Raw genomic sequence first — 12,075 nt, 5'->3', positions numbered from 1 at the left:
GCAGCGTCAGACGACGGTGAGCGGGAGCAGCTTCCGGCCCGTGGGCCCGATCTGGATCTCGGTCCCCATCGTCGGGCAGACGCCGCAGTCGTAGCACGGCGTCCACCGGCAGTCCTCGACCTCGGCCCCGTTGACCGCGTCCTGCCAGTCCTGCCAGAGCCAGGAGCGGTCGAGCCCGGCGTCGAGGTGGTCCCACGGCAGGACCTCGTTCTCCTCGCGCTCGCGCGTGGTGTACCAGGCCACGTCGACTCCGGCCTGCTCGGCGCACTTGAGCCACCGCTGGTAGGAGAAGTGCTCGCTCCACCCGTCGAAGCGCCCGCCGTCCTCCCAGACTGCGCGGATGACCGCCCCGACCCGACGGTCGCCCCGCGAGAGCAGGCCCTCGACGATGGACGGCTTCCCGTCGTGGTAGCGGTAACCGATCGACCTGCCGTACTGCTTGTCGTTGCGCAGCGAGTCCTTGAGCGCCATGAGCCGCCGGTCGACGGTCTCGGCGTCGGCCTGCGCGGCCCACTGGAAGGGCGTGTGCGGCTTGGGCACGAAGCCGCCGATGGAGACGGTGCAGCGGATGTCGCGCGAGCCGGTGACCTCGCGGCCCGCGGCGATGACCTTCTTGGCCAGGTCGGCGATGCCGAGCACGTCCTCGTCGGTCTCGGTGGGCAGCCCGCACATGAAGTACAGCTTCACCTGCCGCCACCCCTGCGCGTAGGCGGTGGTCACCGTGCGGATGAGGTCTTCCTCGGTGACCATCTTGTTGATCACCTTGCGCATGCGCTCGGACCCGCCCTCGGGCGCGAAGGTGAGGCCGGAGCGCCGGCCGTTGCGGGAGAACTCGTTGGCCAGGTCGATGTTGAAGGCGTCGACCCGGGTCGAGGGCAGCGACAGCGAGGTGTTGGTGCCCTCGTAGCGGTCGGCCAGCCCCTTGGCGACCTCGCCGATCTCGGAGTGGTCGGCGCTGGACAGCGACAGCAGGCCGACCTCGTTGAAGCCCGACTCGCGGATGCCGTTCTCCACCATGTCGCCGATCGTGGTGATCGACCGCTCGCGCACCGGCCGGGTGATCATCCCGGCCTGGCAGAAGCGGCAGCCGCGGGTGCAGCCGCGGAAGATCTCGACGCTGAACCGCTCGTGCACGGTCTCGGCCAGCGGCACCAGCGGCTTCTTCGGGTAGGGCCACTCGTCGAGGTCCATCACCGTGTGCTTGTGCACGCGCCACGGCACGCCGGAGCGGTTGGGCGCCACCCGGGCGATGCGCCCGTCGGGGTGGTAGGTCACGTCGTAGAACTTCGGCACGTACACGCCGCCGGATTCGGCCAGCCGCATCAGCAGCTCGTCGCGCCCGCCGGGCCGTCCCTCGGCCTTCCACTCGCGGACGACCTCGCTGATCGCGATGGAGATCTGCTCCCCGTCGCCCAGCACGGCCGCGTCCAGGAAGTCGGCGATCGGCTCGGGGTTGAACGCCGCGTGCCCGCCGGCCACCACGATCGGGTCGTCCTCGCCACGCTCGGCGGCGACCAGCGGGATGCCCGCCAGGTCGAGCGCGTTGAGCATGTTGGTGTATCCCAGCTCGGTGGAGAAGGAGACGCCGAAGACGTCGAAGGCGCGCACCGGCCGGTGACCGTCCACGGTGAACTGCGGGACGCCGTGCTCGCGCATCAGCTTCTCGAGGTCGGGCCAGACCGCGTAGGTGCGCTCGGCCAGCGTGCCGGGCAGCTCGTTGAGGATCTCGTAGAGAATCGCCACGCCCTGGTTGGGCAGGCCCACCTCGTAGGCGTCGGGGTACATCAACGCCCAGCGGACCTCGGCCTCGTCCCAGTCCTTGACGGTCGAGTTGAGCTCACCCCCCACATACTGGATCGGCTTCTGCACCGCGGGCAGGAGCGCCTCCAGGCGCGGGAAAATCGACTCGACAGACATACCCCAAGACTATCGGGACGCCGGGCATGGCCGGGCCTGCCTAGGTGAAGGCCTGGTCACGCATCCGGATGGCCTGCAACAGGCCGACCGCGATGAGGTTGGCGAAGGTGGCGGTCCCGCCGTAGGACACGAACGGCAGCGGCAGGCCGGTGATCGGCATGATGCCGACGGTCATCCCGATGTTCTCGAAGATCTGGAAGGCGAACCAGCACACGATCCCCCCGGCGACCAGCGTCCCGAAGCGGTCGTCGCACAGCCGCGCGATGTTCAGCCCCCGCACCAGCACCACGCCGAGCAGCGCCACCACGGTCACCGAGCCCAGGAAGCCGAACTCCTCACCGGCCACGGTGAAGACGAAGTCGGTGTGCTGCTCGGGCACGAACCGCCCGGTGGTCTGCCCGCCGTCGAACAGGCCCTTGCCGAACAGCCCGCCCGAGCCGATGGCGATCATCGACTGCGTGCTGTTGTAGCCGACGCCGCGCGGGTCGGTGCTCGGGTCGATGAAGGCGGTCAGCCGCGCGAGCTGGTACGGCTCCAGCAGCTCGAAGTAGAAGACCGCCGCCGCCCCGCCCACCGCCGCCAGCGCCAGGCCGATCAGCAGCCGCTTGCGCACCCCGCCGATGGCCAGCGCGCCGACGAAGATGACGCCCATCACCAGCGTGGTGCCCAGGTCGGGCTGGAGCATGACCAGCCCCATCGCCAGCGCCGCCGCCAGCGCGCCCAGGAACACGTCCAGCCAGCGCGGCCGGTCGGTGCCCTCCTTGGGCCGGGCCAGCAGCATGGCCAGCAACAGCACCAGCCCCAGCTTGGCGAACTCCGACGGCTGGATGGCGAAGCCGCCGCCCAGCATGATCCAGGAGTGCGAGCCGTTCACCTCGGTGCCGAGCGGCGTCAGCACCAGCACCAGTCCGATCACGGTGACCGCGTAGATCACCGGCGCGTAGGCCCGCAGCAGCCGGTAGTCCAGCATCGCCACCGCGCTGCTCAGCGCCAGCCCGATCGCCACGTTGAGCAGGTGCTTCTTCACCAGTCCCGTCGAGCCGGGCGCCCAGGTGCGGGTCGAGGACCACACCAGCAGCGTGCCGATGACGCACAACGCCACCACCGCGACCAGCAGCACCCCGTCCAGCTTCCAGACCGCCGCCCGCGCCCCCGCCCGGGTGAAGGGCCGCCTCCTGGCGAGCAACGTGCGTTCGGTCATCGCTGCACCGTCCCGTCCGGGGCGATCGTCGGCAGCTTGGTGACCGGCTTGACGGGCTCGGTGCCCTTGATGCCGTAGATGCCCTCGTAGATCTCCCGTACGGCAGGCGCCGCGGTCTGGCCGCCCATGCCGCCCTGCGAGACCATCACCACGACCACGTACTTCGGGTTCTGCGTCGGCGCGAAGGAGGCGAACCAGGAGGTGTCCGCCTTGCCGTACACCTCGGCGGTTCCGGTCTTGCCGCCGATCTTCACCAGGTCCATCGGGAAGCCGGAGAAGGCCCCGGCCGCGGTGCCGTCGGAGGCGACCTGGCTGAGCGCGTTCTTGATGTAGGCCCGCTCGGCGGGGCTGACCGGCAGCTTCCCGACCACCGGCACCTCGATCTTCTTGACCAGCGTGCCGTCCGGCCGCACCAGCGCCCAGCCGATGCGCGGGCTGCGCAGCTTGCCGTCGCTCACCAGCGCCGCGTACGCCCGCGCGAGCTGCAGCGGCGTGGACAGCACGTCGCCCTGGCCGATGGAGAAGTTGGCCGCGTCACCCGGACGCAGCAGGTAGCCCTCGACGCAGTTCTCGTGGGCCAGCCGCTTGAGGAAGGCCTGCCGCGACGCGCTCTTCACCTCGGGGTAGCCGGTGCGGGAGCGCTTGCACGTCTCCGCGCTGGTCTGCGCCCACAGGTTCTTCTTCCACGCCCGGTCCGGGATGCGCCCGGCCGACTCGCCCGGGATGTCGATCCCGGTCGGCGAGCCGAAGCCGAAGGCCCGCGCGGTCGCGGCGAACCGCTCCTTGGCCTTGGGGCCGGCGTGCAGCCCGCCGTCGCGGATCCACTCCTCGTAGGCGGCCTTGTAGAAGATGGTGTCGCACGACTTCACCAGGGCGGTGTGCATGGTCAGCGTGCCCAGCCCGATGCCGCGGAAGTTGTGGAAGGGCCGGTCGCCCACCATGAACGCGCCCGGGCACCCGTACGTGCCCTTGATCGGGTAGCCGGAGCGCAACATCGCCGCCACCGAGGAGACCTTGAAGGTCGAACCCGGCGCGAACTCGCCCTTGATCGCCCGCGACACCAGCGGCTTGCCCGCCTTCTCCGACAGCAGCCGCTGGTACTCCGCTTCGGAGATGCCGCCGGCCCACACCGCCGGGTCATAGCCCGGCGCGCTGGCCAGCGCGATCACCCGGCCGGTCTTGGCGTCCAGCACGACGCCCGCCGCGCCGTCGGCCCGCGGGGCCTTCTTCATCGCCCCGTGCACCGCCTTCTCCACGAAGCCCTGGATCCGCGCGTCGATGCTGGTCACCAGCGTGTCCCCGGGGATCGGCGCGACCTGCTGCTCGACCCCGATCGGCTTGCCCAGCCGGTCGACCTGCACCTTGCGCAGGCCCGGCTTGCCGCGCAGCTCCTCGTCGTAGGTCGCCTCCAGCCCGTCGCGGCCGACCAGGTCGACGCCGGAGAAGCCGGCCTTCAGGCCGTCGCGCCGCTCCAGCTCCTCCTCGGTGACGGGCTGCAGGTAGCCGAGCATCTGGGCGCCCGCCCGGCCGCCGGGGTACTCGCGGACCGCCTGCACCTCCGCGGTCACGCCGGGGAACTCCTCCTGGCGCTCCAGGATGGTCAGCGCCTCCCGGGTGCTGACCCGGTCGTCGATCGGGATCGGCTGGTACGGCGAGCCGGTCCAGCACGGCCGGGTCACGCCGGGACCGCACGGCCTGATGCGCTTCTCCAGCGTCTTGACCGGCCGGTCGAGCACCTCCGCCAGCCGCTGCAGCACCTTCGGGTTCCTGGTCGCCTGCTGGCGGTCCACCGACACCACCAGCGCCGTGCGGTTGCGCACCAGCGGCCGTCCCGACGAGTCGAGGATCTGTCCCCGCACCGCGGGCACCACCACGTTGCGGTTGCGGGTCTCGGCGGCGGCCGACACGAACTCGTGCCCCTGGACCACCTGCACCTGCCACAGCCGCACCGCCAGCACGGCCAGCAGCGTCAGCACCAGCACGTGCAGCACGACCAGCCGAGTCCGCATCCGGGTCACGTCGCCAGCCTCCCCCTGCCGCTCCACGAGATCGTCCAGACCACGACCGGCGCCAGGATCAGCGTGTACACCATGGTCACCGGCACCATCTCGGTCAGCGTCGCCATCGTCACCCGCGAGTCGCCGATCAGCCCGCCCACCGCCGCGGCCAGCACCGGCGCCAGCACCACGCAGAGCACGACGGTCGTCACCGGCCCGCCGACGCCGCGCCCGGCCAGGAAGCCGATCAGCGCGTAGACGAAGGCGTACTGCCCCACCAGGTGCGCCGCCGGCGGCATCAGGTCGGCCAGCAGCCCGGCGCAGAAGCCCATGACCGCCCCCGCCACCGGCCCGCGCGTCGAGGCCAGCCCGATCACGGTCAGCAGCACCAGGTCGGGCACCCCACCTGCCGGCAGGTGCAGCCGGTTCACCAGCGTCATCTGGACCAGCAGCGCGGCGACCAGCGCCAGCGCGGCGATCACCGCGACTCCTTGGCCGCCGGCGGCAGCACCGCGTCCCGCGGCTGCCGCGTCGGCGCCCGCACCACCACGCCCACCACGTCCAGAGCGCTCAAGTTCGCGTACGGCCGGGCGTAGGCGCTCCTCGTCAGCTCGCCCGGCGTGGCCTCGACCTGCTCGATCACCCCGATCGGCACCCCCGGCACGTACGGCGTGCCCTTCTCCGACCCGAAGCTCACCAGCCGCAGCCCCCGCGCGAGCGGCGCGGTCGAGTCGAGCAGCCGGAAGCGCACAAGCCGCCCGCTGTTGCCGACGCCGCTCACCACGCCCAGCTCGTTGCCGCCCTCCACCCGCGCGCCCGCCGAGGAGGCGGGATCGCTCAGCAGGACCACGGTCGCCGTGCTGCCGCTGGCCGCGACCACCCGCCCGACCAGGCCGTCGCCGTTGAGCACCGTCATGTCCGGGCGGACCCCGTCGGCGGTGCCGGCGTCGATCTCGATCGCGTCCTCGAACCCGGGGTGCCCGCGCCGGGCGATGACGGTGGCCGGGAGCACCGTGTACCCGCCCGTGCCGGCCAGCCCCAGCATCCGCTGCAGCTCGGCCGACCGGGACTTGTCCAGCGCGGCCGTCGCCAGCCCCGAGCGCAGCCGGGCGTTCTCCGCCTCCAGCCGTTTGATGCGCTCCTGCGCCGAGGGCGCGTCGACCAGCGCGCTGAAGAACGACCCGATCGGGCGGGTCACCGAGGAGCCGACCTGCTGCGCCGTACCGAACACCGAAGCGCCGATCCCGCGCAGCGGGCCCAGCGGCGAGCCGTCCCCCGCGCGATGGTCGACGGTCAGGATCACGAGCGCCGCGGTCAGCAGCAGTCCGAGGATCAGCCGGGCGCGGCGCGTGTCCCTCATGAGTGCCGTGCCTCCGGAACCAGAACCTGCTGCAGTTCCTCGAACTCCTCCACGCACCGGCCGGAGCCGAGCGCCACCGAGTCGAGCGCGTTGTCGACCAGGTGGACGGGCATCCCTGTCTCATGCCGGATGCGGTCGTCCATTCCCTTGAGCAACGCCCCGCCGCCGGTCAGCGCGATGCCGCGGTCCATGATGTCGCCCGACAGCTCGGGCGGGCACTTGTCCAGGGTCGTGCGCACCGCGTCGACGATCGCGTTGACCTGCTCCTCGGTGGCCTTCCTGATCTCCTCGCCGCTGATCACGACGGTCTTCGGCAGCCCGCTCACCAGGTCGCGCCCGCGGATCTCGGCATGGCACTCGTCGCCCGTCTCGCAGGCCGAGCCGATCGCCATCTTGATCTCCTCGGCGGTGCGCTCGCCGAGCATGAGGCTGAACTCCTTCTTGGCGAAACTGATCACCGCCTGGTCCAGCTCGTCGCCGCCGACCCGGATCGACTGGCTGGTCACCACGCCGCCCATCGAGATGATCGCCACCTCGGTGGTGCCGCCGCCGATGTCGACGACCATGTTCCCGGTCGGCTCGTGCACCGGCAGCCCCGCGCCGATCGCGGCGGCCATCGGCTCCTCGATGATGTAGACCTTGCGGGCCCCGGCCTGGTAGCCGGCCTCCTTCACCGCGCGCTGCTCCACGCCGGTGATGCCGCTCGGCACCGCGATGATGATGCGCGGCTTGGCGAAATGGCGTCGCCGATGCACGCGTTGGATGAAATAGCGCAACATGCGCTCGGTCACGTCGAAGTCGGCGATCACGCCGTCCTTCAGCGGCCGCACGGCGACGATGTTGCCGGGCGTCCGGCCGATCATGCGCTTGGCCTCGATGCCAACCGCCACGATCTTTCCGGTCGCGGTGTTGATGGCGACGACCGAGGGCTCGTTCAGGACGATGCCGCGGCCGCGCACGTAGACCAGCGTGTTTGCGGTGCCGAGGTCGACCGCCATGTCGCGGCCGAGAAAGGCGAGCTTGCTGCCCATGGGGAAAGTGGCCTTCCGTCACGTCGTACGCGGATGACTACGGATCGCACCCGAATCGTAACGTGACGTACCCACCCTGTGGCGCAATGAGCGCTTCCGCACCAGAAAAATCTTTCCTCGCTAGCCGACCCTCCTTTTACACCGGCTCGCCCTTTTCCACCGTCCCTGAACAGCAGAAACGCCGGACCCCCGTGGGATCCGGCGTTTCCGGCAGACCTTAGAAGCGGTCCGGGAAGAAGATCTTGATCTCGCGAGCGGCGGACTCGGGCGAGTCGGAGCCGTGCACGACGTTCTCGCCGATCTCCAGGGCGTGGTCGCCGCGGATCGTGCCGGGAGCGGACTTCACCGGGTCGGTGAGGCCGGCCAGGGCGCGGAAGGCCTCGACCGCGCGCGGGCCCTCGACGACCAGCGCGACCAGCGGAGCGGAGGTGATGAACTCCACCAGCTCGCCGAAGAACGGACGCTCGGAGTGCTCGGCGTAGTGCGCCTTGGCGACCTCGGCGTCGAGCTGACGCAGCTCCATGGCGACGATCTTGAGGCCCTTGCGCTCAATGCGGGCGATCACGTCACCGATGAGGCCACGCTTCACCCCGTCGGGCTTGATCAGGACAAGAGTGCGCTCGGACACGGGAGGTTCTCCTTTGAACAGATCTTGGTCGCGACAGATGCGCGTGACGTCGCACAGCTTACCGTTACGCGCACCCCCGCCCTCTCGGTTACAGCCGGTCCCCGTCCTCTGGTGACTGGGCCGGGGGTGGCACGACCGGGAGCTGGGCGCTGGTGACCACCCTCGGCACCTCCCCGGTCGGCGCGTCGTCGGCCTCGTCCTCCGCCACCACCGCGCTCTCGGCACTCTCCGCACTCTCGGGGCTTCCGGTGGTTTCGGTGCCTTCGGCGCGGGTCTCGGCCTCCTCGGCCTCCGCCTGATCCGGCCCCTTCTCCGGCTCAGCAGGCGTCTTCCGTCGCCCCGCCTCGCCCGCCGGCGCCTTCGCCGCCGCGTTCGCGCCCCCCGTGTCCCCCTGCGCCGACACGGTGACCATCTCCCGCTCCTCGGCGGGCTTCTTGGTCGCGTACGGCTTGGCGAACACCGGCGGCGACACCTCGGGAGCCGCGACGACGGCCTCCTCCGACGGAGGAGCGTCACCCTCGGCCTCGGTCTCCGCCCCCGGCCCGCGAGCCAGGAACGAGGCCAGCAGAATGACCACGACGACCAGGAACCCACCCACCAGCGCCCACCCGTGCAGCGCGCCGACGAAGTTGTCCACCAGTTGCTGCCGCGTCCGCGACCCGGCGACCCGCATCACCTGCACCCCGGTACCGAGCAGGTATCCGGCCAGCACCCCGGGAAAGCACAACGTCAACGCGAACAACGCCGACCCCACCCCGGCCTGCCGCAACGCCCCCACGAGCGCGACCCCCGCCCCGACCGCGAGCAGCGCGAACGGCACGGCCAGCCAGATCCCCTCGGACGTCGGCACCATGAGGCGGATCCCGCACAGCCCCATCACCATGCTGAGCAGCCCGGCCGAGACCAGCCACCGGCGCATGGCTCCGCCGTACACGCCTGCCCAGAACGCGGCCGCAACGGTCAGCACGGCCGCGATCAGGAACGGCGCCCACAGCCCCTTCAGCCCCGGACCGCCCATACCGCCCATCTCGACCATGGTGGTCTGCGCGGCGGTCGGCAGCACGACCGTGCCGACCGCGACCACCGCGTAGGCCAGCGTGCGGCCCTCCCGGTTGCCGATCGACGCCAGCGCCAGCAGCGCGCCGACCGAGAGCGCGGCCGCGGCCAGCACCAGGAAGGCGCCCCAGTCGCTGTAGGTCGTGCCGATCGCCAGCACCGCGATGCCCGCGGCGGGCACGGCCGACAGCGACAACCGGCTGTGCTCGACGCCCTGCGGCGCGGGCGTCGCGTTCTCGCCGCGCAGCACCCACAGCACGAAGTATCCGGCCGCCAGCGCCAGCGCCACCCCGGTCAGCAGCGGGTACGGCTGCAGCGTGATCTTCCAGCTCGTGACCCCGTCGAGCGGCCACAACGCCAGCGCCTGCGCGCAGAGCAGGCTCGCGGCCAGCAGTCCCGCCCAGACCGCGCGCAGCGCAGGCCCGCGGTCCCAGGCGGCGACCAGCGTCGCGGGGATGAGCAACCCGGCGCCCACGCCGTGCAGGACGCGCAGCACGCCGACCATGAAGGTCGAGCCGGCGAACCCGCCGAGCACGTCCGCCACCGCCAGCAGGGCGAGCCCGCCGACCAGCAGATGCGCGACCTTCACCTTGCGCAGCACGATCGCCGCCAAGGGCACGGTCAGCATCGTCGCCGGCACGGACAACCCGTGCGCGCGCATCAGCCCGACGCGGTCCATCTCCTGCGGCAGCAGATCGCCCACGACCGAGACGGTGTTGGGGATGGCGACGATCGCGAGCGGCAGCGCGACCAGCAGCAGCGCCCCGAGCACGACGTCGAAGAGGAGGGGTGAGGTGTACCAGCCTGCGCTGGTGCCCGGTCCCGCGGCAGCCGCCTGCTGGGACCGCTGAATTGGGGGGACGGCCATGTAGGCCGACTTTAGCGCGAAGTCACGCCCTCGACACGGCGAGCGACGATAATCGCCGTGATCCACAGCACGGCGAAGAGTCCGCCAAGAAAGAACATGGTCGGCACCAGGAAACCGGTGGCGATCGCCAGCACCTGCACCACCGTGCCCGCCGCGTACGCCCACGGCCGCTTGAGCATCCCGGCCACCAGCACGCACAACACCGCCAGGCCCACGCCCGCGGTCACCGCCAGCGCGGGGGCCACGTCGTTCAGCTTGATCGCCACCGGCGTGACCAGCCCGACGACGATCGCCTCCATGCCCAGCACCGTGGCGCACAGGCGGCGCAGTCCCGGTGTCACGACGAATTTCACGTCTCGTCTCCAGCCTCTCGCCGCGCCGGCTCCAGCTCCGCGCGGCTCACTCCTCGTCCCCGGCCTTCATCAGATGCCGTGCGTCCCCCGCGGTCACCACGGACCCGGTGATCAGCACGCCCGTGCCGCTGAACTCGCCCTGCGCGTCGGCGATCCCGATGCCGCGGTCGATCGCGTCGTCCAGCCGCTCGACCACGTGCACCCGGTCCGCCCCGAAATAGCCTTCGGCCAGCACGCCCAGCTCCGCGGCCGGCATCGCCCGCGGCGAGGAGTTCGTCGTCACCACGACCTCCTCCAGCACCGGCTCCAGCAGTTCGAGGATGCCCGACACGTCCTTGTCGCGCATCACCGCGACGACACCGATCACCTTGGCGAAGTCGAACGACTCCTCCACGGCCTCGATGGTCGCCTGCATGCCGCCCGGGTTGTGCGCCGCGTCCACGACCACCGTCGGGCCCCGCCGCACGACCTCCAGCCGGCCCGGCGACGTCACCTGCGCGAACGCCTGCCGGACCAGGTCGGTGGCCAGCGGCTCGTCGCCCCCGGTCATCGCCTCGACCGCCGCCAGCGCGCACACCGCGTTGCTCGCCTGGTGGGCGCCGTACAGCGGCAGGTACACCTCGTCGTAGGCGCCCTTCAGCCCGCGCAGCGTGAGCAGTTGCCCGCCCATCGCCACCTCGCGGGCCAGCACCCCGAACTCCAGACCCTCCCGCGCCACCACCACGCCGGTCTCGGCGGCCTGGCGCATCAGCACCTCGGCCGCCTCCAGCTCCTGCTGCGCGAGGATGACCGTCGCGCCGGGCTTGATGATCCCGGCCTTCACCCCGGCGATGGTCGCGATGTCCTCGCCCAGCCGGTCGGTGTGGTCCAGCGAGATCGGCGTGATGACGGCCACGTCCCCGTCGGCGGCGTTCGTGGCATCCCACGTGCCGCCCATCCCGGTCTCGATCACCGCCACGTCCACCGGCGTGTCCGCGAACGCGGCGAACGCCATCGCGGTCAGCACCTCGAAGAACTGCACCCGCCGCCCGCCGTCGCGCTCCAGCAGATCGACGTAGGGCAGCACCTCCTCGAACACCTCGACGAACCGCTCCTCGCTCAGCGGCTTGCCGTCCACCACGATCCGCTCGCGCATCGTCACCAGGTGCGGGCTGGTGAACCGCCCCACCCGCAGGTTGCGCTCGCGCAGCAGCGTCTCCGTCATCCGCGCCGTGCTCGTCTTGCCGTTCGTCCCCGCGATGTGCACGATCGGGTACGCCTTCTGCGGCTCCCCGAGCAACTCCAGCAGCGCGGTCACCCGCCCCAGCGTCGGCTCGAAGTCCCACTCGACACCGCGCTCCATGATGGCGCGCTCCACTGCTCTGTACTCCACACCCTCAACCCTACTGATCTGCGGGTACGGCTCGCGCCCCGGGCCAAACCCGATCATGTGTTTCCCTGGCTTGGACATGGGCCGGCCTCCGCGAGAAGCCTCAGTAAACGCAAAAAGGCCCGCCCGGACACCCGGACGGGCCTAACCCTCGTGCAACGCAGTAGAGCCCGCCGGGAAACCCACGGCGGGCCCTACTGACCAATATTTGTGCGGCGGCGACCTACTCTCCCACACCCTGGCGAGTGCAGTACCATCGGCGCAGAGAAGCTTAACTTCCGGGTTCGGAATGTAA

10 protein-coding genes and 1 rRNA gene are annotated in these 12,075 nt (G+C 71.1%); all 11 read right to left on the bottom strand.

Features of this window, described 5'->3' with window-relative positions; all coding sequences use genetic code 11:
• Positions 1-6: 6 nt before the first annotated feature.
• A complete protein-coding gene (locus tag AB0I67_RS37510) occupies positions 7-1,917 on the bottom strand; it encodes a TIGR03960 family B12-binding radical SAM protein (RefSeq protein ID WP_357934077.1) in 1,911 nt (636 codons plus the stop codon).
• Between the two features lie 40 nt (positions 1,918-1,957).
• A complete protein-coding gene (rodA, locus tag AB0I67_RS37505; protein ID WP_357934074.1) occupies positions 1,958-3,118 on the bottom strand; it encodes a rod shape-determining protein RodA in 1,161 nt (386 codons plus the stop codon).
• Entirely contained in the window at positions 3,115-5,127 is a 2,013-nt protein-coding gene (mrdA, locus tag AB0I67_RS37500) for a penicillin-binding protein 2 (RefSeq protein ID WP_357934071.1), read from the bottom strand. Before mrdA ends, rodA begins: the two co-directional genes overlap by 4 nt.
• 5 nt (positions 5,128-5,132) lie before the next feature.
• Positions 5,133-5,597, bottom strand: coding sequence for a rod shape-determining protein MreD (gene mreD, locus AB0I67_RS37495; RefSeq protein ID WP_357934068.1), 465 nt, complete (start codon positions 5,595-5,597; stop codon positions 5,133-5,135).
• Positions 5,594-6,475: a rod shape-determining protein MreC gene (mreC, locus tag AB0I67_RS37490; protein WP_357934065.1), complete on the bottom strand. Its 882-nt coding sequence runs from the start codon at positions 6,473-6,475 to the stop codon at positions 5,594-5,596. The genes mreD and mreC overlap by 4 nt, the downstream gene beginning before the upstream one ends.
• Positions 6,472-7,506: a rod shape-determining protein gene (locus AB0I67_RS37485; RefSeq protein ID WP_357934063.1), complete on the bottom strand. Its 1,035-nt coding sequence runs from the start codon at positions 7,504-7,506 to the stop codon at positions 6,472-6,474. Before AB0I67_RS37485 ends, mreC begins: the two co-directional genes overlap by 4 nt.
• A 217-nt stretch (positions 7,507-7,723) precedes the next feature.
• A complete protein-coding gene (gene ndk / locus AB0I67_RS37480; protein ID WP_357934060.1) occupies positions 7,724-8,134 on the bottom strand; it encodes a nucleoside-diphosphate kinase in 411 nt (136 codons plus the stop codon).
• Positions 8,135-8,222: 88 nt separating this feature from the next.
• Positions 8,223-10,058, bottom strand: coding sequence for a hypothetical protein (locus AB0I67_RS37475; RefSeq protein ID WP_357934057.1), 1,836 nt, complete (start codon positions 10,056-10,058; stop codon positions 8,223-8,225).
• 11 nt (positions 10,059-10,069) lie between these two features.
• Positions 10,070-10,411, bottom strand: a complete 342-nt coding sequence (locus AB0I67_RS37470; RefSeq protein WP_357934054.1) for a DUF4233 domain-containing protein — start codon at positions 10,409-10,411, stop codon at positions 10,070-10,072.
• A gap of 46 nt (positions 10,412-10,457) precedes the next feature.
• Positions 10,458-11,753, bottom strand: a complete 1,296-nt coding sequence (locus tag AB0I67_RS37465; protein WP_357934283.1) for a folylpolyglutamate synthase/dihydrofolate synthase family protein — start codon at positions 11,751-11,753, stop codon at positions 10,458-10,460.
• 237 nt (positions 11,754-11,990) lie between these two features.
• Positions 11,991-12,075, bottom strand: a 5S ribosomal RNA gene (gene rrf, locus AB0I67_RS37460); the annotation flags it as partial.

It is taken from the genome of Nonomuraea sp. NPDC050310 (assembly GCF_040655795.1).
In the GTDB taxonomy this organism is placed as follows: Bacteria; Actinomycetota; Actinomycetes; order Streptosporangiales; family Streptosporangiaceae; genus Nonomuraea.
The sequence above is the reverse complement of the archived record's forward strand: the minus strand, read 5'-3'. Positions and strand labels throughout refer to the sequence as shown.